The organism is Paraburkholderia steynii (genome assembly GCF_900100565.1).
Taxonomy (GTDB): domain Bacteria; phylum Pseudomonadota; class Gammaproteobacteria; order Burkholderiales; family Burkholderiaceae; genus Paraburkholderia; species Paraburkholderia terrae.
This window is the reverse complement of the sequence record NZ_FNDI01000014.1, coordinates 126,789-151,188: the sequence shown is the minus strand read 5'-3', so window position 1 is coordinate 151,188 and position 24,400 is coordinate 126,789. Positions and strand designations below refer to the sequence as shown.

The 24,400-nt window shown below is 62.4% G+C and carries 26 protein-coding genes; 9 read left to right on the top strand and 17 right to left on the bottom strand.

Annotated elements, in window-relative coordinates; translation table 11 throughout:
- The 6 genes from BLT65_RS24595 to BLT65_RS24570 all read right to left on the bottom strand — a co-directional run bounded on the left by BLT65_RS24595 (position 1) and on the right by BLT65_RS24570 (position 6,436).
- Positions 1 to 855 (bottom strand): MipA/OmpV family protein, encoded by an 855-nt coding sequence (locus BLT65_RS24595; RefSeq protein WP_091782032.1) that lies wholly within the window; start codon positions 853 to 855, stop codon positions 1 to 3.
- The gene (locus BLT65_RS24590; RefSeq protein WP_042305652.1) at positions 855 to 1,745 is read right to left on the bottom strand and encodes an alpha/beta hydrolase; all 891 of its coding nucleotides are present in this window, start codon (positions 1,743 to 1,745) and stop codon (positions 855 to 857) included. Before BLT65_RS24590 ends, BLT65_RS24595 begins: the two co-directional genes overlap by 1 nt.
- A gap of 5 nt (positions 1,746 to 1,750) precedes the next feature.
- Positions 1,751 to 2,593 (bottom strand): DUF4118 domain-containing protein, encoded by an 843-nt coding sequence (locus tag BLT65_RS24585; protein ID WP_091782029.1) that lies wholly within the window; start codon positions 2,591 to 2,593, stop codon positions 1,751 to 1,753.
- Positions 2,594 to 3,105: 512 nt separating this feature from the next.
- Positions 3,106 to 4,272 carry a branched-chain amino acid ABC transporter substrate-binding protein gene (locus BLT65_RS24580; RefSeq protein ID WP_397326776.1) on the bottom strand — a complete coding sequence of 389 codons (1,167 nt, stop codon included), beginning with the start codon at positions 4,270 to 4,272 and terminating at the stop codon, positions 3,106 to 3,108.
- A gap of 119 nt (positions 4,273 to 4,391) precedes the next feature.
- Positions 4,392 to 5,747 carry an amidase gene (locus BLT65_RS24575; protein WP_091782267.1) on the bottom strand — a complete coding sequence of 452 codons (1,356 nt, stop codon included), beginning with the start codon at positions 5,745 to 5,747 and terminating at the stop codon, positions 4,392 to 4,394.
- Positions 5,748 to 5,752: 5 nt separating this feature from the next.
- Positions 5,753 to 6,436, bottom strand: coding sequence for a DUF2848 domain-containing protein (locus tag BLT65_RS24570; RefSeq protein ID WP_091782023.1), 684 nt, complete (start codon positions 6,434 to 6,436; stop codon positions 5,753 to 5,755).
- Positions 6,437 to 6,623: 187 nt separating this feature from the next.
- On the opposite strand from BLT65_RS24570, the gene BLT65_RS24565 reads away from it, so the two are divergent.
- The 3 genes from BLT65_RS24565 to BLT65_RS24555 all read left to right on the top strand — a co-directional run bounded on the left by BLT65_RS24565 (position 6,624) and on the right by BLT65_RS24555 (position 10,804).
- Positions 6,624 to 7,568 (top strand): LysR family transcriptional regulator, encoded by a 945-nt coding sequence (locus BLT65_RS24565; protein ID WP_009771464.1) that lies wholly within the window; start codon positions 6,624 to 6,626, stop codon positions 7,566 to 7,568.
- A gap of 31 nt (positions 7,569 to 7,599) precedes the next feature.
- On the top strand, positions 7,600 to 8,142 hold the full coding sequence (locus BLT65_RS24560) for an ureidoglycolate lyase (RefSeq protein ID WP_091782020.1): 543 nt from the start codon (positions 7,600 to 7,602) through the stop codon (positions 8,140 to 8,142).
- A gap of 235 nt (positions 8,143 to 8,377) precedes the next feature.
- Positions 8,378 to 10,804: a glucose/quinate/shikimate family membrane-bound PQQ-dependent dehydrogenase gene (locus BLT65_RS24555; RefSeq protein WP_091782017.1), complete on the top strand. Its 2,427-nt coding sequence runs from the start codon at positions 8,378 to 8,380 to the stop codon at positions 10,802 to 10,804.
- A 3-nt stretch (positions 10,805 to 10,807) separates the two neighbouring features.
- Here BLT65_RS24555 and BLT65_RS24550 read toward each other — a convergent pair whose 3' ends face one another.
- Together BLT65_RS24550 and BLT65_RS24545 are read right to left on the bottom strand one after the other, a co-directional pair.
- On the bottom strand, positions 10,808 to 12,118 hold the full coding sequence (locus tag BLT65_RS24550) for a chloride channel protein (protein ID WP_091782014.1): 1,311 nt from the start codon (positions 12,116 to 12,118) through the stop codon (positions 10,808 to 10,810).
- A 93-nt stretch (positions 12,119 to 12,211) separates the two neighbouring features.
- Positions 12,212 to 12,631, bottom strand: a complete 420-nt coding sequence (locus BLT65_RS24545; protein ID WP_042305730.1) for a MarR family winged helix-turn-helix transcriptional regulator — start codon at positions 12,629 to 12,631, stop codon at positions 12,212 to 12,214.
- A 201-nt stretch (positions 12,632 to 12,832) separates the two neighbouring features.
- Between BLT65_RS24545 and BLT65_RS24540 the strand changes: the two genes are divergently transcribed.
- Positions 12,833 to 13,894, top strand: a complete 1,062-nt coding sequence (locus BLT65_RS24540) for a class I SAM-dependent methyltransferase (protein WP_091782011.1) — start codon at positions 12,833 to 12,835, stop codon at positions 13,892 to 13,894.
- A gap of 60 nt (positions 13,895 to 13,954) precedes the next feature.
- On the opposite strand, the gene BLT65_RS24535 is transcribed toward BLT65_RS24540, so the two are convergent.
- The 3 genes from BLT65_RS24535 to BLT65_RS24525 form a co-directional block, all read right to left on the bottom strand.
- Positions 13,955 to 14,188 carry a pentapeptide MXKDX repeat protein gene (locus BLT65_RS24535; RefSeq protein WP_035992729.1) on the bottom strand — a complete coding sequence of 78 codons (234 nt, stop codon included), beginning with the start codon at positions 14,186 to 14,188 and terminating at the stop codon, positions 13,955 to 13,957.
- Between the two features lie 68 nt (positions 14,189 to 14,256).
- Positions 14,257 to 15,033 carry a molybdopterin-dependent oxidoreductase gene (locus BLT65_RS24530; RefSeq protein ID WP_091782008.1) on the bottom strand — a complete coding sequence of 259 codons (777 nt, stop codon included), beginning with the start codon at positions 15,031 to 15,033 and terminating at the stop codon, positions 14,257 to 14,259.
- A gap of 20 nt (positions 15,034 to 15,053) precedes the next feature.
- Positions 15,054 to 15,692, bottom strand: coding sequence for a cytochrome b/b6 domain-containing protein (locus BLT65_RS24525; protein WP_091782264.1), 639 nt, complete (start codon positions 15,690 to 15,692; stop codon positions 15,054 to 15,056).
- 315 nt (positions 15,693 to 16,007) lie between these two features.
- On the opposite strand from BLT65_RS24525, the gene BLT65_RS24520 reads away from it, so the two are divergent.
- Both BLT65_RS24520 and BLT65_RS24515 read left to right on the top strand, forming a co-directional pair.
- A complete protein-coding gene (locus BLT65_RS24520; RefSeq protein WP_091782261.1) occupies positions 16,008 to 16,553 on the top strand; it encodes a sigma-70 family RNA polymerase sigma factor in 546 nt (181 codons plus the stop codon).
- Positions 16,550 to 17,191 (top strand): DUF1109 domain-containing protein, encoded by a 642-nt coding sequence (locus tag BLT65_RS24515; protein ID WP_042305659.1) that lies wholly within the window; start codon positions 16,550 to 16,552, stop codon positions 17,189 to 17,191. Before BLT65_RS24520 ends, BLT65_RS24515 begins: the two co-directional genes overlap by 4 nt.
- A gap of 14 nt (positions 17,192 to 17,205) precedes the next feature.
- Here BLT65_RS24515 and BLT65_RS24510 read toward each other — a convergent pair whose 3' ends face one another.
- Entirely contained in the window at positions 17,206 to 18,357 is a 1,152-nt protein-coding gene (locus BLT65_RS24510) for a citrate synthase family protein (RefSeq protein ID WP_091782258.1), read from the bottom strand.
- A gap of 119 nt (positions 18,358 to 18,476) precedes the next feature.
- Here BLT65_RS24510 and BLT65_RS24505 point away from each other — a divergent pair, with 119 nt between their 5' ends.
- The 3 genes from BLT65_RS24505 to BLT65_RS24495 all read left to right on the top strand — a co-directional run bounded on the left by BLT65_RS24505 (position 18,477) and on the right by BLT65_RS24495 (position 21,171).
- The gene (locus BLT65_RS24505) at positions 18,477 to 19,844 is read left to right on the top strand and encodes an MFS transporter (protein WP_042305732.1); all 1,368 of its coding nucleotides are present in this window, start codon (positions 18,477 to 18,479) and stop codon (positions 19,842 to 19,844) included.
- A 13-nt stretch (positions 19,845 to 19,857) separates the two neighbouring features.
- Positions 19,858 to 20,838, top strand: a complete 981-nt coding sequence (locus BLT65_RS24500) for a 2-hydroxyacid dehydrogenase (RefSeq protein WP_091782005.1) — start codon at positions 19,858 to 19,860, stop codon at positions 20,836 to 20,838.
- 75 nt (positions 20,839 to 20,913) lie between these two features.
- A complete protein-coding gene (locus tag BLT65_RS24495; RefSeq protein ID WP_091782002.1) occupies positions 20,914 to 21,171 on the top strand; it encodes a DUF2934 domain-containing protein in 258 nt (85 codons plus the stop codon).
- A 72-nt stretch (positions 21,172 to 21,243) separates the two neighbouring features.
- Here BLT65_RS24495 and arsH read toward each other — a convergent pair whose 3' ends face one another.
- From arsH to BLT65_RS24470, 5 genes are read right to left on the bottom strand one after another with little or no spacing between them, the layout of a single operon-like run.
- Positions 21,244 to 22,005, bottom strand: a complete 762-nt coding sequence (arsH, locus tag BLT65_RS24490) for an arsenical resistance protein ArsH (protein WP_091781999.1) — start codon at positions 22,003 to 22,005, stop codon at positions 21,244 to 21,246.
- A 2-nt stretch (positions 22,006 to 22,007) separates the two neighbouring features.
- Positions 22,008 to 23,099 carry an ACR3 family arsenite efflux transporter gene (arsB, locus tag BLT65_RS24485; protein WP_091781996.1) on the bottom strand — a complete coding sequence of 364 codons (1,092 nt, stop codon included), beginning with the start codon at positions 23,097 to 23,099 and terminating at the stop codon, positions 22,008 to 22,010.
- Complete coding sequence (locus BLT65_RS24480; protein WP_091781993.1) at positions 23,086 to 23,607, bottom strand: arsenate reductase ArsC; 522 nt, start codon at positions 23,605 to 23,607, stop codon at positions 23,086 to 23,088. Before BLT65_RS24480 ends, arsB begins: the two co-directional genes overlap by 14 nt.
- Complete coding sequence (locus BLT65_RS24475; RefSeq protein ID WP_091781989.1) at positions 23,604 to 24,071, bottom strand: ArsI/CadI family heavy metal resistance metalloenzyme; 468 nt, start codon at positions 24,069 to 24,071, stop codon at positions 23,604 to 23,606. Before BLT65_RS24475 ends, BLT65_RS24480 begins: the two co-directional genes overlap by 4 nt.
- Positions 24,068 to 24,400 carry an ArsR/SmtB family transcription factor gene (locus BLT65_RS24470; RefSeq protein ID WP_091781986.1) on the bottom strand — a complete coding sequence of 111 codons (333 nt, stop codon included), beginning with the start codon at positions 24,398 to 24,400 and terminating at the stop codon, positions 24,068 to 24,070. Before BLT65_RS24470 ends, BLT65_RS24475 begins: the two co-directional genes overlap by 4 nt.

Here is a 24,400-nt window from a genome sequence, read left to right as displayed (position 1 = left end):
TCAAAACCGGTAATTCACCGATGCAAGCGTATTGAGTTCGCTTCGACGCTCGGTGATCGGACTCGCGGCGGCGTAGTGCTGCAAACGGCCAAGCGTCACCGCGACTGAGGCGGCCCAGTGCTTCGAAATGTCGTAGCTGACGTAACCGTTCAGATGCACGTCACGAATGCCTGCACCCGTGTTGTACGCAGGCAATCCCGACGCTGCGCTCTGCTGGTTCGACACGCCAAAGAACGTTCGCGTGTACTCGGCATCCGCCCAGGTAAAGCCGGGACCCATCGAAAACAACCAGCCTCCAACAGGCAGCGAAGCATAAAGGTCGGTGACAACAGTCTTGCCCTGACCATGTCCGGCGATGTCCTGATACAACGCTACGGACCCGGTGAACATCCACACGGTGTAGTCGGCGAAGAGCTTGAGTTTCGGACCGCCGTCGACGTTACCCAGCCCGTGCAGATGCGGATCGTCCTTTTCTTGGCGCGACTGGAAATCGAAGCTCAGCGCTGCACCGACGTGATAGTCCTCGCTGCGCAACACGTTCAGGCCCAGCACGTCGGGACCTTGCGAAAACACGCGATCGTCGTAAGAGATGTCGAGCGCGGGATAGGGAAACACACGCAGTTCACGCGAGCCGGGATACAGCGGCGTGATGACGACACCCGGCCCGATGCCGATCTTCCATTTGCTGGCGGGCTTTGCTGTCGCGTCGCTTTGCTGCGAAGTTGACGAATTCGACGAAGAGGACGGAGGCGGCGCGTCGTCGGCCCATGCTCCCGCTGTGTGGAACGTCAGCGTCATTGCCGCCGCCAACGTAGCGGCGCGTCGCACCGCGTTGAAGCAACTCGACTTCGTCATCACGCGCGACCTTTACCCATCGCCGCAAGTTGCCGCAACCGGCGGGCAAGCGCCTTCGACACCACGGGCTTTCCGCCCGCATCGCCCGTACGGCTCGTGATTTCGCTTTCGCGCAGGAACAGCGCGGTCTCCCGCGCGACGATCTCGCGCTCGTTGTCGGATGTAATCATGTGATACGAATCGTCGAGCCAGATGGTGCGCAAGAACGTCGATCCAATCGACGAAGCCACGAAGCGCGGATTGCGCGGACTCGATGTTTCATCGTCGATGGCGTGGATGATCAGGCAGTCGTTGCGGATCGCGCGCACTTGCGAGCGCACGCTCGCCGCGAGTCGGCTGGCTTCGTGCAACGCGGGCAGCGAGATTGTCGATGGTCCGACTTCGCTGAAGTCGTCGCGTTCCATCGCGCGCGCGATCTTGGCCCGCAGCGCGTCGTTGCGCAGCCCGTATGGCGCCGATTCGCGATAGCGATAGCGCGAACGCAACGGCGAGTAGTACGCCCAGTTCAGCAAGAAGCGATACCACGGGATCGCCCAGCCGTCGTACGCGAGCGTAAGCGACAGCAGCGCGACGGCCTGTGCCTGCGGGCGACGATGCACGAGCGAGAGCGAGAGCGCCGCGCCGATCGAAAGCCCGCAGATCGACACGCGCTCGTAGCGCGCGGCAAGCGCATCGTATTCGCGTGTCGCCGCGTCGAGCCAGTGCTCCATCGCCTGCTCTTTCGAACCCGCCGTATAGCCGTTCAGCACGGGCACGCAGGTCGTGAAGCCTTCGTCGTTCAGAAAGCGCGCGAGGTAGCGCAATTCCAGCGGCGAGCTGGACAGACCATGCAACATCAGCACGGCGTGGCCGTCGCCTTCGTTGAAGATCGTTCGGACAGAGGTTTTCATGTGTGTCACTCGCCGACGCGCAGCACGAGGAAATCGCCCGCGTGCGTCGTGAAGCGCTCGCAGATGCAATCGACAAGTTGCGCAGCGCTATCGCCCATCTCGCCTTGAACGCCTGCCGATGCATGCATCGCGGTGGCGTCGCCCGCGCGCAGCCGCACACGATGCGAGCCCGGCCACAGTGCGTTCGACAAGCGGCGAATATCCTCGGGTTCGACATCGTCGAAGCGAGGGCCCGGTGCGATCTCCGCCGGTGGCGGCGCAACGGCAAGAACACTTGCCCCGGCCTCGCGCGTGCTGCTAGCGTCAGTACCGTGGGTCCACGCAGGCATGCGCTCGAGTGCCTGAATCAGCACAAACGACTTTCTGTGTTGCGACAGATGACGCAGCAGCCGGTGCGTTTCATCGACGGCGCGGCGCGCGAGCATGCGATCGTTGTCGTGACGCAGCAGCATCTCGTAACGTGACTGCGCGACCGACGTGATCAGTTCCGCGCGAAATTGCGCGCGCCTCAACCTTTCAACCAGCGTAATGAAGACGAGCGCAACCATCGGGTACGACACGACGAACAGCACATCGGAACGGTCGATGAAACCAAACATCGCGTAAGGCGGGACGAACAGATAGTCACCGATGCACACGCCGGCCAGCATCATGGTCAGCGCGGGCGCAAGGCCAAAGTAGTACTCGATCAGGACGGCCGCAACGCAGAACGCAGCGCCCGGCATCGCTGGACCGAGCAGCGGATGCAGGAGAAGGCGCACGCCACTCGCAATACAGAGCGCGGCAATCGCGGCAAGCCATCGCCGCGCCCCCCGAGGCGCCCAGCGACGGGCGTTTTGAACTTGCATGAATTGTTGTTTGCCGGACTACCGGACACTCTTCGACGTGCGGCCGTCATGGCCAAGATAGGCAGACAAACTAAAAATGCCTTGAACGGTCCGAAAGATATCACATGTAATTCGCCGTAATACTCGAACCTCTCCGATTTCAGCATTTATGCGACGGTAGTATTTGCCTTGTATGCGCGCTAACGTTTGCGTGCTTTAGGGGATCGATTGAAAGCGAAGTGATAGACAGTCAAAAGTACTTGCTTCTATTCGCACCGTGGCCCCACTTCACCATGAGCATTGGCTGGAGATTTCCCGCGCACAAATGAAAGGAAAACGTTAGGAGAGCAGGCAATGCCCGTGCTTTTCGTCGTACTTCAACCTTCGATCCCGTCGCGCCGTCGGTACTGACGAGCACCACAGCGCGAGTAATAGAGCAGACTCACATCGCGCCGCTACTGTCATTTCTTATCAACTATCAACTAATGCAATTCAAACGGTAATTCGTATCCGCGCAATGCGCGGATACGACCTCACATTCGAATCACATCCATTACCGTTTTCTTCTTGTCCTTGAATTGATAAATCGTAATGGCCGCGTCCTTCAGATCGCCGTGCATATCGAATGCGATTTTGCCGATCACGCCGTCATACTGAGTGACGGGCATCGCAGCCAGAACTTTGGCCCGCTCCGTCGAATTGGCGCGCTTCATGGCGTCGTAAATAACGTAGACGGCATCGTACGCAAACGGCGCGTACGCATCGATGGGCACCTTGTAGCGCGCGGTATAACGACGATCGAACTCCTGCCCCTTGGGCATCTTCGAGAGCGCGAGTCCCGCTTCGGAGCACACCAGGTTGCCGATCGCGTCGCCCGCAAGGCTCACCATCTTGTCCGTGCATGCGCCGTCGCCGCCGAGCACGCTCGCCGTCATGCCGAGATTCGCCGCCTGCTTCACCAGCGGTCCGGCCGTCGCATCGGAACCGCCATACATGATGACGTCGGGCCGCAGCCCCTTGATCTTCGTCAGGATCGCGCGGAAGTCGGTGGCCTTGTCGTTGGTCGCTTCGCGCGTGACGATCGTACCGCCGTTCGCCTTCGCCGCTTTCACGAACTCGTCGGCAAGCCCCTGTCCATAAGCCGTCGAATCGTCGATCACGGCAATCCGTTTCGCGTGCAGCGAATTGAGCGCGTAACGCGCGAGTGCAGGTCCCTGCAATGCATCCGTCGCCACGACGCGAAACGTCGTCTTGTAGCCCTGTTGCGTGTAAGCAGGATTCGTCGAGCCTTGCGAAATCTGCACGACTTGCGCTTCGCTATAGATGCGCGACGCGGGAATCGACACGCCCGAATTGATGTCGCCGACCACGGCCACCACGCCTTCGTCGACCAGTTTCTGTGCGACCTGGGTTCCCGTGCGCGGGTCGGCGGCATCGTCCTGCGAGTCCAGTTGCAGACGTACCGGCTTGCCGCCGATCACAGGGTGCTGACTGTTGATTTCATCGACTGCGAGGCGCGCAGCGTTCTCGCTGTCCTTGCCCATGTTCGCGAGTTGCCCGGTGAGCGGCGCCGCGTGGCCGATCAGCACGACAGCGGGAGTGGCATCGGCGGCATGCGCGGATGTCTGAATGGCGGCCAGCGCAACGACACCAGCTAATGAGCGAAAAGTTTGATTCACGGACTGCCTCACTTTGGTCATGAATGCGGTAAAGGTGCTGAATAAGCGCGCCGACGTTTTCATCGCGCCTGAAATCCAGTATTCGTTCGCCGTAATTGCGCGTCCAACGAGAAATTCTTTTTGCTGCCGATAAACAAACGTTATGCGTGTACGACAGTCTCGCTATGCGTGAGTAACGCTTCAACGCTGCGCGCTATCGCGAGAATCGAAGCATCGGCGAGCGCGGGCCCGCAGATCGACAGGCCGACGGGCAATTCGCCGTCCCGATGGCAAGGCAGCGTCAGCGCGCAGCCGTCCATGAAGTTCACGACAGCGGGATTGCGCAGCACCTTCGCATTCGTCGACGAGAATGCATCGTCGTCGCTTTCGACGCTCGCAATGGCAGGCGGAACGATGGCGACAGTCGGCATCAGCCACGCATCGAATCTCGCAAGACGCGTCCGCGTGTCGCGCACGAAGCGCTCGCGCGCGGCGAGCAGGTCGATATAGTCGGCGGCGCTGCGCCCTTCTCCTGTGCGCAGGCGCTTGAGCACGCGCGGGTCGTACCCATCGGCATCGCGCGCGACGTGCTCGCGATGCCACGCCCACGCCTGCGCCGCCGTGATGCCCGCGAGCGGATAGCGGCCCGCGACCTCATGCAACTCGGGAAACGCAAAGCGCTCCACGGACGCCCCCGCGCGCCGCAACATGCCGATCGCGCGATTGAACGCGGTGCTGACGGACTCGTCGAGATCGTCGGCCACGTAGTCTGACGTGACGCCCAGCCGAAGTCCTGCGAGCGGGCGCGGCGCCGTGTCGAGCGCTTGTCCGGAGACAATGCCGTCGATCAGCGCGCAACAGTCGACGCTGTGCGCAATCGGCCCGATCGAATCGAACGACGTCGACAGCGGCACGATGCCGTCAAGCGGCACGCGCCGCGCGGTCGGCTTGAAGCCGACCAGTCCGCAGAACGCGGCGGGAATGCGGACCGAGCCACCCGTGTCGGTGCCGAGCGCGGCGGCCACATGGCCGAGCGCGACGGACACCGCCGCGCCTGAACTGGAGCCGCCCGCAAGACGCGTTGCATGAGCAGGATTCAGCGGCGTGCCATAGTGCGGATTCAGCCCGAGCCCTGAGAACGCAAACTCGCTCATGTTGGTGCGGCCCACAAACACCGCGCCCGCCTCGCGCAAACGCGCAACGGCGGCAGCGTCGCGCACGGCAGGCGTCGCGTCGCGCAGTATCCGCGAGCCCGCTGTCGTCACCTGTCCTTTGATGTCAAACAGGTCCTTCACGGAAACCGGCACACCTGCCAGTGCGGAAGGCACGTAGCCGCGCTCGCGAAACGCGTCGCTGCTGGCGGCCGCTTCGCGTGCCGCCACCCGGTCGATATGCGTGTAGGTCGATCCGCCTCGTGCGAGGTCGGCGTCGATAGCTGCGAGGCTCGCGTCGAGCAGTTCGCCTGCAGAGAGCTTTTTGGCCGCGAGCGCCTTGCCGGATTCACGAATGGTGCGCATCGCCATCACTCCGTATGCGCAAGCGCATCGACGCTATAGCGATGCCGCAGGCTGCGTCCAAGCACAGGATCGTGCAGTTCCAGTTCGTACGCGCCCGCAGGCGTCAGCGCGCCGAGCACGGGCTGCGTGCCGCAGAACAGCACGGTCTCGGGAATCATCGACGTCGAACCGAACGCGCGCCAGATCAGCGGCTCGGGATGCATCAGCCGTGCAAGCGTGCCTTCCTGATAACGGATACGCTCGCCGCTCGCATCGATACGCCAGCTACGCGCGATCAGCGCGTCCCAATGCGCGGCCACATCCGCATAGCGCCACAGCGTTTTGCCGAGCGGCTTCGCGCACATCTGCTTCGACACGGCAACGTCATAGCCTTCGACCTTGCGGTCTGTATGATCCGAGCCAATGCCGACCAGCAAGCCATCCTCTTGCGTCTGGATCAGCACGACTTCCACTTCGCCCGACGAATGCTCGCCGATCACTTCGATGCCGTCCGCCGTCGTCAGCAAGGCGGGCGCCACCTCGTAGAAGCATGGCACGCTCGACGGCCTGCGCACGCCGATCGCTTCCAGCTCGCGAATATGATGCTCGACCTCGGCATGGTCGCGTCCCGCCCAGCCCGCAATCACGAGACGGCTCGCGCTCACTTCGACATGCAGCCCGCCTTCGATTTCGCATGACACTTTCTTCATCGCAACGTCCTCTGGTTTGACAGGGTGTTTGCCCTTCCATCAACGGGCATCTGTTGCAAAGTTTTGGCGCGCGGTGCGTGCGTGTCCAACAAATTAAAGTTGTCGCGCGGTTGAAATTTTTCTTGTCACCGAAGGCGGGACGCGGCGCTACACTGAGCCAATCGTGCTTGCCTCGTCAGGGCTGTGAATGAATCTGCGATTTCTGGAAACCTTCGTCTGGCTGGCGCGGCTGCGCAGCTTCCGGCTGACGGCCGAACGGCTGCACGCAACCCAGGCAGCCATTTCTAGCCGCATCTCCGCGCTCGAACAGGAACTCGGCGTGCGGCTATTCGAGCGCGGCTCGAAGGAAGCGACGCTCACGCAGGACGGCAGCAAAGCGCTGCCGTTCGCCGAACAGATGCTGAAGCTGAATCAGGCGATGCTCGCGAGCGTCGGCGATCGCTCGAAGGTGTCGGGCCTGCTGCGGCTCGGCGCGATCGAATCGATCGTACATACGTGGCTGCCCGATCTGCTCAAGCGCATCCGCGACGAGTATCCGAACCTCGTGATCGAGTTGACCAGCGACACGTCCGCGAACCTCTCCGCGCAACTGGCGAACGGCCATATCGATGTGTCGTTTCAGACGACGAGCGTCGCCGGCGCGGACATGACGAATGTCCCGCTCGGCAGTCTTCCGATGCGCTGGATGGCGAGCCCTGCGCTCAATCTGTCCGCGCAGGCGCTCACCGAAACAGAACTGGCCGCGTATCCCGTGATCAGTTTTGCGCGCCATTCGCCGCCGCATGAGTTTCTGACGGGCCTGTTCGCGGCAAGCGGGGACGTGCAGGTGCAGATCAATTGTCTTTCATCGGTGGCGGCGATCATCCGGCTCGTGGTCGACGGATTCGGCATTGCCGTGCTGCCGCCCGCGTTCGTGATGCGCGAACTCGAAGCGGGCCAGTTGCAACTGCTGCAAGTCACGCATCGCGTGCCCGCGTTGCCGCTGGTCGCCGCATACCGGCGCACGCCCGACAGTCTGCTTGCCGAGTCGATCACTCGGCTCGCGCTGAACGTCGTGCTCGATTTCAGCCTGAAGCATGGGCCGGAGTTCGCGCTGTTCCCACCATCGGACGACGCCATCTCGCATGCATGACCGATCCATTCATCAACACGAGTACGCCGACATGCTGACCGCTCTTTCCATTCCGATCGAACCGCTCGAAGCGAATCGCTGTGAACCGTATGGCTGGATGCTCGGCAAGCCCGTGCGCACGGACGGCGATGCGCCCGCGTTCGTCAGTCCGGCGTCGGACTTCTGGCGCGAGCATCTGTTCGATACGGGCACGCCGGGCGAAACCGAAATACTCTGGGTCGTGTACCGCAATCGTGGCGCAGAGATCTCCGCGCTCGAACTGCATCGTTTGACGCAGCAGGCCATCGTGCCGTTGACGGCGCCCGTCGTGCATATCGTCGCGACGTCGCTTGAAGACGGCGAGCCGGACCTCAACTCGCTGCGCGCATTCGAGATTCCCGTCGGCAAGGGTCTTTGCATGCGGCCTAATGTCTGGCATGCAACGCGTGTCGCGAACACAGAGTCCACCTGCCTGATGCTCACTCGCCCTTCGACAACCTACGATCTCGTCGTCCATCTGAAGACGGGCGCACCTGCATGCGAAAGCGTCATCAGGACGATCGACACACGCACGCTCGAATTCAGCGCGGCCTGAATGTGTTCGCGTGCAATCGCACGCGTCACGCCTCCAGAAAGTTTTGTGTAATCACTGTCTGCTTGCGATGCGTCCCGACACGGTGCAGGATAAGTCGAGTCAACAGGGCGCATGCGACGCATCGCCTTGCGCACTGATTCACTTCGCATACGTTCAGGTCCGCATGTTGCTAAGCGATACAGGTTGAGCATCGCACGCGCAACGCGCCGTGAAGCACGAACAGGAGGCTGACAGCATGAACAACGAGAGCAAAGCGAACACCTCTGAAGGCCCGTCGAGGCACACGTCGCCGCCCGTCATCGCATGGCTGACTGTTCTCTTCGCCGTGCTGTCCGGTCTGTATCTGCTGATAGGCGGCATCTGGCTCGTCACGATAGGCGGCTCACCTTACTACATCGTGGCCGGCGTCGTTCTGCTCGCCGTCGCATGGCTGATCTATCGCGGCAACGGGCTCGCGTTGTCGCTCTATGCGCTGTTGCTGATCGGCACGCTGATATGGGCCGTCTTCGAAGCGGGTTTCGATTTCTGGGCGCTCGCGCCGCGCACCGATATCCTCGTTCTGTTCGGCATCTGGCTGCTGTTGCCGTTCGTCTTCCGTCTGTTCGATGTGTCCGCGCGGCGCGGCGGCGCCGTTGCGCTCGTGGCGTGCCTCGTTCTCACGGGCGTCGCGCTCGCGTATGCGGCAATCAACGACCCGCAGGAGATCAACGGCAAGGTCGCGGAAAACGCGGCCGTGTCGCCGACGCAATCCGACTCGAACCCCGGCGACTGGACGGCATACGGCCGCACGCAAGCGGGCACCCGCTATTCGCCGCTCACGCAGATCAACCAGGATAACGCGAAGGACCTGCAAGTCGCGTGGACGTTCCAGACGGGCGACAAGAAAGGCCCCAACGATCCCGGTGAGATCACCGACGAAGTGACACCGCTCAAGGTCGGCGACATGCTTTATCTGTGCTCGCCGCATCAGATCCTGTTCGCACTGGACGCCGCGACGGGCAAAGAAAAATGGCGCTTCGATCCGGGCCTGAAAACCGACCCGAGCTTCCAGCACGTGACCTGCCGCGGCGTGTCGTATCACGAGACAGCGGCTGCCGCCGCCGCAAAAGACGAAGCCGCGCGAAGCGCATTACCCGCGTGCGCGCGCCGCGTGATCCTGCCCGTCAACAACGGCCATCTGTTCGAAGTCGACGCCGCAACGGGACAGCGCTGCGCCGGCTTCGGCAACAACGGCGACCTCGACTTGCAGCATCTGCAACCCGTGACGACCGTGGGGCAGTACGAACCGACCTCGCCGCCTATCGTCACCGACAAGATCATCGTCATGGCGGGAGCGGTGACGGACAACTATTCGACGCGCGAGCCGTCCGGCGTGATACGCGGCTTCGACGTCGAAACGGGCAAGCTCGTGTGGGCGTTCGATCCAGGCTCGGCCACACCGAACGTCATTCCCGACGACCAGCACACGTTCACGTTCAATTCCCCCAACTCGTGGGCGCCCGCCGCCTACGACGCGAAACTCGACCTCGTCTATCTGCCGATGGGCGTGAAGACGCCCGACATCTGGGGCGGCGATCGCACGCCGCTGTACGAGCGCTACGCGAGCGGCTTGCTGGCGCTGAATGCATCGACGGGCAAGCTCGCGTGGTTCTATCAGACGGTGCATCACGATCTGTGGGACATGGACCTGCCCGCGCAGCCAACCATCGCCGACATCACCGACCGCAACGGCAATGTCGTGCCCGCGATCTACGCGCCGGCGAAGACGGGCAACATCTTCGTGCTGGATCGCCGCACGGGCACGCCGATCGTGCCCGCGCCCGAGCAGCCCGTGCCGCAAGGCGCGGCCGAAGGCGATCATGTGTCGCCGACGCAGCCGTACTCGCAACTGACCTTCCGGCCCGCGAAGAACCTGTCGGGCGCCGACATGTGGGGCGCAACGATGTTCGACCAGCTCGCGTGCCGCGTGCTCTTTCATCGGTTGCGCTACGAAGGACCGTTTACGCCGCCGTCCGAAAACGGCACGCTGGTTTTTCCGGGCAATCTTGGCATGTTCGAATGGGGCGGCCTCGCCGTCGATACCGACCGGCAACTCGCCATCGCCAACCCGATCGCGCTGCCGTTCGTGTCGAAGCTCGTCGCGCGCGGGCCGCACAACCCGATTCAGCCGCCCGAGAACGGCCAGGGCGGCACGGGGACGGAAGCGGGCATCCAGCCGCAATATGGCGTGCCGTTTGGCGTGGAGTTGAACCCGTTCCTGTCGCCGATCGGCTTGCCTTGCAAGCAGCCCGCATGGGGCTACGTTGCCGCGCTCGATCTGAAGACGAACCAGGTGGTGTGGAAGAAGCGCATCGGCACGGTTCGCGATAGCGCGCCCGTTCCGCTGCCGTTCAAGATGGGCATGCCGATGCTAGGCGGCCCGATGACGACGGCAGGCCACGTGTTCTTCATCGGCGCGACGGCCGACAACTATCTGCGCGCCTACAGCACCGACACCGGCGAGGAGCTATGGCGCGCGCGGCTACCCGCTGGCGGCCAGGCCACGCCGATGACCTATGAGGCGAACGGCAAGCAGTACGTGGTGATCGCTGCGGGTGGACACGGGTCGTTCGGCACGAAGCTCGGCGACTATGTGATCGCGTATGCGCTGCCGGACAAGTGACGCTCACTGCTTCGTGAGATACCGCTGCGCCAGCGCTTCATAAAGCGGTGGCGCAAACAGCTTCGACACCTGGCTGGAAATGAGCGCGGTCGCCATCAGCGAGAGCACCAGCGCGTGTCCATTGATCATCTCGATCACGATCACGAACGCGGTGATCGGGCTTTGCGTGACTGCGGCAAGATAGCCGACCATGCCGAGCGCGATCAGCATCGGCAGCTGCATTTGCCCGAACACGAGATGCAGCGCGTTGCCGATGCCCGCGCCGATCGCCAGCGATGGTGCAAACAACCCGCCCGGCGCGCCAGGCAGATAAGACCCGACCATCGACGCCATCTTCAGCAACGGATAACTCGCGCCAAGCTGCGAATTGCCTTCTAGCATGCCGCGCGCTTCGGCGTAGCCGCTGCCGAACGTGTGACCGCCCGCAGCCACACCGATCACCGCAATGAAGAGGCCGCACGCCGCGCCGAATGCAACCGGATGTTCCTTTCTCCACGCCACGAGCCGCGCGGGCATCCAGCGGTCAGTGTTCAGCAGCAGCCAGCAGAACGCGCCGCCCGCCACGCCCGTCACGACGCCCAGCATCACGACGGCAACCACGAGTAGATCCGGAAAATGCCCGTCGATGTCGATCGTGCCGAAGTACGTGTAGTTGCCCTGCAAGCCTAGCGAGACGATGCCCGCGAAGATGATCGCCGTAATCAGGACGCCGCTGGTTCGCGTTTCGAAGCTGCGTGTCAGTTCTTCGATGGCGAAGACGACGCCCGCGAGCGGCGCATTAAATGCCGCAGACAGCCCTGCAGCCGCGCCCGCCAGCGCGAGTTTGCGCTCCAGACCCACGCCGCGAAGGCTGCGCAAGCGGGCCGGATAGAAGCGCCGCAGGCTGAACATCAGCGCGGCGCCAACGTGGATGGTCGGCCCCTCACGTCCAATGGTGAATCCACCGAGAATCGACAGAAACGACACGGCGATCTTGCCGACCAGAATGCGCATATTCAGCAGACGCGGGCCGAGGTCGCGCCCTTCGTGCAGCGTCGCGATGACTTGCGGAATGCCGCTGCCTTCAGCGCCCGCGAAGCAGCGCCGCGTAATCCAGACGCCGAGCGCCGCGACTGCGGGTGTCAGCACGAGCGGCAGCCACCAGAACTTCGTCGTATAGCGCAGAAACGCGTCGTAGCCGAAATCGATCAGCCGCGCATACATGACGGCGACAAGGCCTGTCGCGACCGCGCCGAGCCAGAACACGCCGTAATGCAGCCAAAGCCGCCTGCCGCGCAGCAACGCGCGTCGGTCGAGAAGTACTGGAATGCGCATCGGGGCGTCAACGTGATCAAAATCAAAGTAAGGCACATTGTGACATAAATGCGCGATCTCCCGTTTCGACACGTACAACCCGTGCGCAAAGGGTTATTCGCCCGTGTCGCCGAACACCCAGCCAAATGAGCCGTAGTGCGCCTTGTGCTCCGCTGCGAGCTTGAGCAGGCAGCGCTCGCCCTTCGGCGTCAGATGCACCTGCACCTGGCGGCGATCTTCGGCGTCGGGCTTGCGCGTCACGAGACCGGCCGATTCGCAACGCGACACGAGCGCCGCCGTGCCGTTCGGCGCGGCCTGCAGACGCTCTGCCAGTTCGCCGACAGTGGCCCACTGCCGCCCCTCGAAACCGCGCACGTGCAACAGCAGTTGATATTGCAGCGTCGTGATGCCCGCCGCGTTGGCGATCTCCTCGGACGCGCGCAAGAACTTGCGCAGCTCGTAACGGAATACCGACATCGCTTCCAGATCCTGTTTGCCCGGAAGGTTGCGTTTGGGCTGCCTGCTTGAACTCATCTGAAGTCCTGGTGAATGGGTGAAGACACGGTGATGTTCGCGGATCATACACACGATCGAATCGCCCGCCGTCACATGGTCTTTGCCTTTCATCTGTCTTTTCAGTATCTATACTTGGCATGGGCGAAGTCGGCGAAACGCAAGCATCGACGGGACGCTCTTTTCGTCATATCAATTCTGCCTTCTTCACGGAGGTGGCACGTGCAATACGACGAACAGAAAGTGCAGGACTTCATGGCGCGCATGGTTGGAGAGTTCGGCGCGGTTGCGTCGGCGCCGCTGATCGCGCTGGGCGACCGGCTCGGCCTGTACAAGGCGATGGCCGAACAGGGCTGGATGACCTCGGAACAGGTCGCCGACCGCGCCGGCCTCGCTGAGCGATACGTGCGCGAATGGCTTGCGGCGCAGGCCGCATCGGGCTTCATCCGTTACGATGCCGAAACCGCCCGCTACCAGCTCGAAAACGAAATGGCGATGTGCTTCGCCGAAGAAGGCAGCCCGACGTTCATTCCCGGTTTCGTCGACTGCGCCGAAGCGATGTTCCGCAGCCTGCCGAAGCTCGAAGGCGCGTTTCGCACGGGGCTGGGCGTCGGATGGCATCAGCATCATCCATCACTCTTCAAGGGCACCGAGCGGTTCTTTCGTCCCGGCTATGCGGCGCATCTGGTCGACGAATGGATACCGGCGCTAATCGGTGTCGAAGCAATACTCAAGGGACGCGGCGCGAAAGTCGCGGATGTCGGCTGCGGCCACGGCATATCGACGATGTTGATGGCGCAGGCCTATCCGGACGCGACCTTCGTCGGCTTCGACTATCACGAACCGTCCGTGCAGCGAGCACGAGAACTCGCCGATGAATCGGGTCTCAGCGAGCGCGTCACGTTTGAAATTGCGAGCGCGCAGCAATACCCAGGAAGCGACTACGATCTCGTCGCATTCTTCGATTGCCTGCACGACATGGGTGACCCGACGGGCGCGGCGGCCCACGTATTGCAATCGCTGAAGCCGGGCGGCACGTGGATGATCGTCGAACCCTTCGCGAACGACCGGCTCGAAGACAATCTCAACCCGATAGGGCGTGTGTTCTATTCGGCATCGACGATGATCTGCACGGGCGCGTCGTTGTCGCAGGAAGGTAGAAAAGCGCTCGGCGCGCAGGCGGGCGAAGCACGGCTCAGAGAAGTCGTGACTGCGGGCGGCTTCACGCGTTTCAGGCGCGCGACGCAAACACCGTTCAATCTGGTTTTTCAGGCGCAGGCCTGAACGGCCCAAATGAAATCAGCCGGGCGCGCATGCACGCCCGGCTTGTGCGGTTGCGCCAGCTTACTGCGACATCGCGCCCGATGCGGGATGATCCATTCCCATCGCGTCGTGCTTCTTCATCTTGTTGCTCTTCTTCATCGAATCGTGGGACATGTTGTCCTTTTTCATCGCGTCGTGCGACATGCTGTCTTTGCTCATCGCATCGTTTGCCATCGCGCCGCTTGCCTGTGCGAATGCAGCCGTCGTGCCCAACGCCATCGCTGCTGCGAACACTGCCGTCATCAGTCGTTTCATTGCTCATCTCCTTGCTGGGTTGAAATTGGTATCCGGTATGACCGGAACCGGAAAAACATGAACTGCGTTCAGGAACCGCCAAACCAGTTGTAGCCCTGATCGACCCAATAGCCGCCGGGATACGTGTTGGTAACGAAGATCTCGACGATATGCTTCGGGTTCTTGTAGCCGAGCTTGGTCGGCATCCGGAGCTTCATCGGATAGCCGTATTTCGCGGGCAAACGCTGGCCGTCGTACTCGAACGTGAGCAAGGTCTGCGGATGCAGCGCCGTCGGCATATCGACACTTTCGTAGTAGTCGTCCGCGCAGCGAAAGCCGACGTACTTCGCGCTCGTATCCGCGCCGACGCGGCGCAGGAACTCCGCGAACGGCGTGCCGCCCCAGCGTCCGATTGCGCTCCACCCTTCCACGCAGATATGCCGCGTGATCTGCTCCGCGTGCGGCAGCGCGTACAACTCGGGCAGTGTCCACACGCGTTGCCCCGTCACGAGACCGCTCACCTTCAGCCGATAGTCGCTGCCGTTCACTTCAGGCACATCGTCGATGCCGTAGAACGCGTTGAACGGAAAGGGCCGCGTGAGTTGTGCTTCGGTATAGGTCGGCGCGAGCTGGTGTGGATCGAACAGGAACGCCTGCGCGCGATCGTTCAGCCGTGAAACCGCAGTCAGAAATGCGTTGACCGATTTGTCGTCGGTGATCGAGCAGCCTGTGAGCAGCGACAGGCCGCCCAGGGTCAACAGGCGCTTGCCGAACAGACGGCGCGAAGGCATGTCCAGTTCGCGGCGCGCATCCGCGAGAATCGCTGCGCGGTCGAGCTTCATGATGGGTTTGTCGTCGGTCTTCATGTCGTGTCCTCGGGCGGAAATCAGCGGCCGCGCAGCATGGTCAGGAGCGAGCGCGGCACGAGCGCAACCATCGCGACATGCACGACGACGAACGCCGCCATCACGGCCATCGCGCAGAAGTGAACGATGCGCGCGTTGTCATAGCCGCCCATCAGCTCGCGCAACAGCGGAAACTGGACCGACTTCCAGATCGCGAGCCCCGACAGCACGAGCACCACGAGATCGACGATGACGACGAGATACGCGAGCTTCTGCACCGCGTTGTACTGGCGCAAATCCGTGTGAGACAGCTTGCCGCTCAATGCGGCGATGAGGTCGCGCAGCACGGCGCGTGGCGAGATCGGGAAGAACTTCGCGACGAGGCGCCCGCTCGCGATGTTGAGCGCGAGATACACGATGCCGTTGAACACCAGCAGCCACATCGCCGCGAAGTGCCATTGCAGCGCCCCGCCGAGCCAGCCGCCGAGGGTAATCGACGGCGGAATGACGATTTGAGGAAACACCGGCGACGCGTCATAGATGCGCCAGCCCGAGAACATCATCACGAGTGCGGCGAACGCATTGAGCCAATGCGTGATGCGCAGCCAGATCGGATGAATCGGTGCGGTGCGCGGTGCGGTTTCGGGCGCCGGAGTGAGAGTCGCTTTCATCGTGTCCATGTCGATCACCATGACGGTCTGATACACGTCAATTCGTCAGGGACACGGGATTGGTTACAGCCTCGCGTGCTTTTTCGAGCAATTCACTCCGCTCGCAAAAAATTTTGCGCACGGTGTAACCGGAAACTTCGAAACGACGAATTAACCCGGTAAAGGAGGCGGGTGACGACGATGGACGACGACCGCGCTATAGTGGCGCATCACGGCTTCGGCTATGCCGAAACGCTCGATCTGAAGCTCAGCGCCCCGCTCGCCGCGGCAGCGAGCCACGTGCATGTCTCGTCGTCTCGCCGTCCTGCCAATAAGGGAGTCATGTTGCAAGAAGCGGAAAGCCGCCTGAAAGCGTTGTTCGTTCGCGGTCTCGACGGCGATGCCGACGCTTATCGCAGCTTTTTGCAGGCACTCACGCGGCACCTGCGCGGCTTTCTGCGCCGGCGCATTCCGCACTATCGCGACGACGTCGAAGACCTCGTCCAGGAGATTCTGCTCGCGGTGCATAACGCGCGTCACACCTATCGTCCGGACGAACCGCTGACTGCGTGGCTGCACGCGATCGCCCGCTACAAGCTGATGGATTTCTTCCGCTCGCGCGCACGCCGCGAATCCCTCAACGATCCGCTCGACGACTACGCCGAGCTGCTCGCCGACACCGACGACGAACCCGCTCAGGCGCGCCACGACATCGGCAAGCTGCTCGAACATCTGCCCGACAAGCAGCGGCTGCCCATCGTTCATATGAAGCTCGAAGGCCTGTCGGTGACGGAGACGGCGCGCATCACGGGTCTGTCCGAATCGGCTGTGAAGGTCGGCGTACACAGGGGTCTCAAGGCGCTGTCCGCGCTCATTCGGGGGCTGCGATGAAGACCGACGACCTCATTGGCCTCCTGTCGAACCAGGTGACGCGTATCGAGCGCGGCGCCGTGGCGCGCCGCTTCACCAAAGCGCTGCTGCTCGGCGCGTTGGGCTCGCTGATCCTGATGAGCGTGGTGTTCGGCGTGCGGCACGATCTGGGCAGCGTCGCGCGCACCACGATCTTCTGGGCGAAGATGGCGTATCCGCTCGCGATCGCGGTGGGCGCGATGCTCGCCGTGATGCGGCTCGGCCGACCGGGCGCGCGCGCCGGCTATTCGTGGGCGATCATCGCGTTGCCGTTTGTCGCGGTGTGGATCGCGAGCATGATGGTGCTCGACAGTGCGGCGCCCGGCACGCGCTTGCCGATCGTGCTCGGTCATACGTGGCGCACGTGCCCGTTCAACATCGTGTTGCTTTCGGTGCCGACGTTTCCTGCCGTGTTCTGGGCCGTCAAATCGCTTGCGCCGACGCAGTTGCGGCTCGCGGGCGCCGTCGCCGGGCTGCTTGCGAGTTCCACTGCGACGATCGTGTATTGCCTGCATTGCCCGGAGATGAGCCCGGCGTTCTGGAGCGTGTGGTACGCGATCGGGATGTTGCTACCCGCGTGCATCGGCGCGTGGCTGGGGCCGAAGCTGCTGCGCTGGTAGGGACGGCGTGTGGCTCAGGCTTCGAGGTCGTCTCCTTCGGCGACGGGAGGCCCGATATAGTGCGCGCGAGGACGCAACAGGCTGCCGCTCGTCATCTGTTCGATCGAGTGCGCAGCCCAGCCTACGCTTCTTGCGATCGCGAACAGCGCGAAGGCCGCGTCCCTTTGCAGCTCGCAATGCTCGACGAGTACGGCAAGCGCAATATCGATAGTGGGCTGCATGCCCGTCAAGCTGTCCACGCAAGCGATCAGCTCGCTCGTGGTTTGCGAAGGCGCTAACGTCGACAGCAGACAGGCTGCTCGCGGATCGCCTTGCGGGTAAAGCTCATGTCCAAAACCGGGTAACGACTTGTTATCGGCGAGCCGGCGTCGCACGGTCTGCTCGGCTCCCGAATCGCGCGCATCGTCGATCAGCGCATACACCCGTGTAATCGCGTCGCCGTGCAGCGGCCCGGAGAACGCAGCAAGTCCCGCCATCATGCACGCACCAAGCGACGCCCCCGTCGACGCAGCAACACGCGCAGCAAACGACGAGCTGGTCAGTTCCTGATCCGCGAGCAGCACGAGCGTGCGGCGCAAAAGCTCCGCGTGCCGCTCATCCCGCCATGCACGAGCGATGCGCAAATGCAGCGGCCCCTCGTCCGAATCGAGCCCGACAAAAGCACTTGCGAGATGGCCGACCAATCCGGCCGCGTCCTCATGCAGGCGCTCGACGTTCGGCGCATGAACCGATCCGCCCTCAGCCGCCGCCATGCTCATTGCGGCAAAGACACGCGCTCTTGCGGAACCTTCCATCCTGACCTGTTGGGAAGCCGGAAAGCGGGGCCCTTCGGCCGAGTCCCACAACAGTTGCGCGGCTTCCTCCAGCGTCGCGGTCGCGGCCATTTGAATCGCGTCCTTGCCGCGGTAATACAGCCTGCCACGAACGATGGTCGAGATATGCGTATTGATGATCGGCTCGCCCCACGCCATCGTGCTCGCCGCGATGTTCTTGCGCGCGCGCCCGAGGTCGCGCTTTTTCATCAGCATCGAAATATCCGACGCGCGATACAGCTTGCGGCTGATGTGATCCGGGTCCCAGCGCACCTCGATCTGACCGCGGCTGACATAGGCGTATAGCGTCTGCTTGCGCACGCCGAGCGCAGCGCACGCCTCCTCCTGTGTCATCCAGTTCTTCACGTTGATTGACTCAATCAAGGTTGACGGTCATAGGTGCCGCCGGTTTAATGCAAAACATAAACACACAAAAAGATCCGCACGACGCGTACACCAAGGAGGAGATATCGATGGCTTCAGACCGAACGACCCAGTATATATCGACGGCATCAGAGCGCATGACGCGCACGCGCTACTCGATCCTCGCAACGATCCTGCTGCTGGCGACGATCGCCTATGCGGACCGCGCGATCCTGTCGATTGCAGGGCCCGGCATCGCGAAGGAATTCGGCCTGAATCACGTGCAGTTGGGTTATGTGCTGTCGGCATTCAGCTGGGCGTATGTGGTGGGCCAGATTCCAGGCGGCCTGCTGCTCGACCGGCTCGGCACCAAGAAGATGTATGGCGCGACGCTCATTTTGTGGTCGATCGCGACCATGCTGGTCGGTTTCATCGGCAACGTCACGTCGGATGTCTCCGTTGCACTTGCACTGCTGTTTGCACTGCGCTTCGCGCTCGGCCTGATCGAGGCGCCGAGCTTCCCGGCGAACGGCCGCGTCGCGGTCATGTGGTTCCCGAAGGAAGAGCGCGGGCTCGCGACATCGCTGTTCGCGTCCGCTTCCTACTTCGCGGTGGCGATCTTCTCGCCTTTCGCGGGCTGGCTCACGGCGAAGTTCGGCTGGCCCTCGCCGTTCATCGCGCTTGGACTCATCGGCATTGCAGCGGCTGGCCTGTGGGCCGTCGTCATGCACGAACCGCGCAACCATCCGCGTGTGTCGTCGAGCGAACTCGATCACATCATTGCGGGCGGCGCGATGATCGACATCGACTCGAAGCATGAACTGCAGGCTCGGCCTGCCGTGTCGTGGGCGCTCATGCGGACGCTGCTCGGCAACCGGATGCTGTGGTGCTCGTATATCGGCCAGTATTGCACCATCGCGCTGAGCTATTTCTTCATCACGTGGTTCCCGATCTATCTCGTGCAGGCACGCGGCATGAACGTCATGGAAGCGGGCTTCGCTACGATGATTCCCGCCGTGTCCGGCTTTCTCGGCGGCATTGCGGGTGGCGTGATCTCCGACATGCTCATCCGCCACGGCTGGAGCGTTTCGTGGGCGCGCAAGACGCCGTATATCGTCGGCATGCTGGTGGGCTGCTGCCTCGTGCTGTCCGCCTTCACCGAGAGCAATGTCCTGATCGTGCTGTTGATGACGCTCGCGTTCTTCGGCAAAGGCACTGCCGCGGGCGCGGGCACGTGGGCCATCGTCAGCGATACGGCGCCGCGCGAAGCGGTTGGCCTTGCGGGCGCGATCTTCAATTGCGTGGGCAACATCGGCGGCATCGTCACGCCGATCGCGTTCGGCTACATCGTGCAGGCAACGGGCGGCTATACAGTCGGGCTCTACTTCGTCGCCGCACACTGCCTCGTCGCGGCTGTCGTCTACCTGCTGTTCATGGGCAATATCAAGCGCGTGCAGATGAGCACGCCCGGCATTTAATGGAAACCAAGCTATGCAACAACCGGACACGCTGAAGCCAACCATACTCAACGCGGCGGAATTGCCCGAGTGGACCAATGCGGAACTCAGGGCGCTGTTCAATGTGCTCGATCTGCCGAAAGATCCCGACGCCGCCACTGCGTTTCTGGCGAAGCATGGCCATGAAGTGCGCGGCATTGCGTTGCGCAAGACGAAGATCGATGCAGCATTTCTTGATGCCGTGCCTGCTGTCGAGATCATTTCGAGCTACAGCGCAGGTCTCGATAATCTGGACGTGCAGGCAGCCAGGTCGCGCGGCATCACGATCGAAAACACGTCGCACATTCTGGCCGAAGACGTCGCGAATGCAGCCATCGGTCTTGCGCTTGCCGTTACCCGCGACTTCATCAACGCGGATGCCTTCGTCCGTACAGGTACGTGGCCGGAGCACGGACAATATCCGCTTGGACGTTCGATCTCGCGCATGAAGGTCGGGATTGTCGGACTCGGCACGATTGGATCGGCAATCGCGAAGCGTCTGCAGGCATTCGGCTCAAGCCTCGCGTATTTCGGCCCGAGCCGGAAATCGGTCGAAATTCCGTACTATGACGACGTCGTCCGCCTCGCGCTCGATTGCGACATGCTGATTCTGACGTGTCCGCTTTCTTCGTCCACACATCATCTCGTCGATAAAGCCGTGCTCGATGCGCTTGGACCTCGCGGGTATCTCGTGAACATCTCGCGCGGGCCTGTGGTCGACGAGGCGGCGCTGATTGCCGCGCTGGCGCAAGACGGGATTGCGGGCGCGGCGCTCGATGTTTTCGAGCACGAACCGGTCGTTCCCGAAGCGCTGATACACGATCGCAGAGTGGTGTTGACGCCGCATATCGGCTCGGCGACGGGTGAAACGCGGCGGAGCATGGCGGAGAACGTCGTCGATACGCTCGCCAGGCATTTCGGGCTCCCCGGCCCGCGCGACCAGCGGGTCGATGCTGCCGTCGAAAGTATCGGATGACATGGCCGACGCCGTTCCGGGTTCAGGCATCGCGAATGCTCAATGCCAAGGCGCTATTGATCCCGGGAGAATGACATGGCTGAATATGATGGCGAACGCAGCACCGACGAACGGATTCGCGAACGTGCGTATCAACTTTGGGAGCGGGACGACGATCCCAAGAAACATGCCGACGAGTACTGGGATACGGCACGCCGGCAGATCGAAGCAGAGGGCGCGGATGATGCGCCCGTCGAGCCCCCAATCGAGCAATCCGACAAGCGACAGCTGGAAAGCGAAGACCCGCAGGAAGACGATGCGTCAGGCAAGCCGCGCGCGAAGCGGACGAGGTGACTACCGCGGAGTGAAATCGTCACTGACTGAAAGGGCGCCCACGTCTCTATCCGCGCATGAACGTGGCTGCGCTCATTCCGTTTCGCTGTCGTCGGTGTCGGCATTCGAACTGGTTTCGTGTCGCATCGCCGCGCTGGCAAGCGTGCTTGCCGGCGCGGGCGCTGCCTCCTTCCGTTCACTATAGCGATCGGTCAGATAGTCCGAACGATCCCGAACAAGCAGCGTGAACTTGAACAGCTCTTCCATCACGTCGACCACGCGGTCGTAGTAGGCAGAGGGCTTCATCCGACCGTCGGAATCGAACTCCTGCCAGGCCTTCGCAACCGACGACTGGTTGGGGATCGTCACCATCCGCATCCAGCGGCCGAGCACGCGCAGCGCATTCACCGCGTTGAAAGACTGTGAGCCGCCACATACCTGCATGACAGCGAGCGTGCGGCCTTGCGTCGGCCGTATTCCCGCGCTTTCGAGCGGCAGCCAGTCGATCTGGTTCTTGAACACGGCCGTCAGATTGCCGTGACGCTCGGGGCTGCACCATACCTGTCCCTCGGACCACTCCGACAGTTTGCGCAGTTCGATGACCTTCGGATGGTCTGCCGCGACACTATCGGCGAGCGGCAGGCCGTGAGGATCGAATATGCGTGTGTCCGCGCCGAAATGCCGGAGGATGCGCTCAGCTTCGAGCGTAAGCAGCCGGCTGTACGACGTGGCCCGCAGCGACCCATACAGCAGCAGGATGCGCGGCGGATGCGTCGATGCAGCCGCGGGTGTCAGCCCATCCAGTTGCGGTGTTTCGAGATGTGAAGCGCTGATATTCGGCAGATCGCTCAGCATGGTCAGTTTCTCCGAAGGCTGGGCGCGGCTTGCCGATGCCCTGATTCATACCAGGCCTGCGAACGGTTCACGATGCCGACGACCAGCAGCATCACGGGCACCTCGATCAATACGCCGACCACTGTCGCTAGCGCCGCGCCCGAGTGAAAACCGAACAGGCTGATTGCCGTCGCGACTGCGAGTTCGAAGAAGTTGCTCGCGCCGATAAGACTGGATGGTCCAGCCACGCAATGTGCGACGCCAAGCCGGCGATTGAGCAGATAGGCGAGCCCCGAGTTCAGAAACACCTGAACGAGGATCGGCACGGCGAGCATCGCAATCACCAGCGGCTGCGCGACAATCGCCTGGCCTTGAAACGCGAACAGCAGGACCAGCGTCGCAAGCAATGCGCAGATCGACCACGGGCCAAGGCGCGCAACGACGCTGCGAAAATGCGCTTCGCCGCGCGCAAGCAGATGGCGCCGCAGCAGTTGCGCGAGGATCACGGGAATGACGATGTACAGACAGACGGACGCGATCAGCGTATCCCACGGCACCGTGATCGCAGACAAGCCGAGCAGCAGCGCGACGAGGGGAGCGAACGCCACGATCATGATCGAGTCGTTCAGCGCGACCTGCGACAACGTGAAATACGGATCGCCCTTGCACAGTTGCGACCACACGAACACCATCGCCGTGCAGGGCGCGGCAGCCAGCAGGATCAGACCCGCGACATAGCTGTCGAGTTGCTCGACGGGTAGCCACGGCCGGAACACGTGACGGATGAACAGCCAACCGAGCAGCGCCATCGAGAAAGGCTTGACGAGCCAGTTGACCGCAAGCGTCACGCCGATGCCGCGCCACTGGCTGCCGACCTGCTTCATCGCCGCGAAGTCGATCTTGACGAGCATCGGGATGATCATGATCCAGATCAGCACCCCGACGGGCACGTTGACTTGCGCCACTTCCATACGGCCGATCGCCTGAAACACGCGCGGAAGTATCTGCCCGAACACCACACCGGCTACGATGCACAGCGCAACCCATAGCGTCAGGTAGCGCTCGAAAAAACCGATCGCCGGGCGCACGGCTGTGCGAGCCTCAGTGCTGCTCATTGGCTTCTTCTGCCGGGCGCTCGCCGATCGCGCGCATTTCGCGCTGGATCGCGTTGTGATCGAGAACGTGCAAAGGCAGGTTCACGAATTGGCTCACGCGGTTCATGATCTGTCGATACACCTTGTCGAAGACTTTGCGCTTCTCGTCGTCGGTTCCCTGGAAGGCGGCGGGATCTTCAAATCCCCAATGCGCCGTCACGGGCTTGCCAGGCCAGATCGGACAGACCTCGCCAGCAGCCTGATCGCACACGGTGATGACGAAGTCCATCTGCGGCGCGTCGGGTTTGGCGAATTCGTCCCAACTCTTGCTGCGCATCTGTGCCGTGTCATAGCCCAGCGCGTTGCATCGCTCGATCGCAAACGGATTGACCGCGCCGGATGGATGGCTGCCCGCGCTGTATGCGCGAAAGCGGCCCTTGCCAAGCACGTTGAACAGCGCTTCAGCCATGATGCTGCGCGCGCTGTTGCCCGTGCAGAGGATCAGCACGGAATAAGGTTTGTCGCTCATTGGCGGCTCCGGAATGAAATAGCGGTCTCGGACGGAACGCAGCAGGCTGCCGTCGATCCGCTCACTGGTAGTGCCTCGATATGGGACTGCCCGTAGACGGGCGCCGATTCGAGCGTTCGAAAGGTTTCCCACGCGACGCCTTGCGGATCGACGGTCCACGCCTTGTCGGACTTCGCATAGCAACACGTGGTGCCGCTCTGGTGTTGCACAGGGAGTGCGGCCGCGGCGAAGCGCGCGTTCATCTCGGCAAGTTCTTCATCGGTTTCGACCTGGATGCCGATGTGGTCGACGCCCGGCTTCGCACCGCGTTGCGAGATCGCGAAATTCACGGGCGGATCGATCAACTCCCACTTGCAATAGTCGCTCTTCGTAACCGTCGGCTCGACGTTGCCGAACATCGCGCTGTAGAAGCGGACGCTGTCCGCAAGGTTCTCGACCGCGACGTGGATGTGCATGCGTTTCATGGCTTGTCTCCGCAGCAGTTGGAAAGGTCGCTGGCGGCGCAGGGGGCGCCGGCACAGCAGTTCTCAGTGAGAAAGCCGATCAGCGTGGTCATCGCATCGAAGTTGGCGGTGTAGATGACGTAGCGCCCCTCCTGTCGCGAACTCACCAGTTCAGCGTGCGTGAGGTCTTTCAGGTGAAACGACAGGCTGGAAGGCGAGATTCCCAACTGCTGCGCGATTTCACCCGCCGCCATACCTTCAGGGCCGGCAATGACGAGCTGGCGAAAGATGGCGAGGCGGGATTCGTGAGCGAGCGCGCCGAGCGCGCGTACGGCATTGATCGTGTCCAT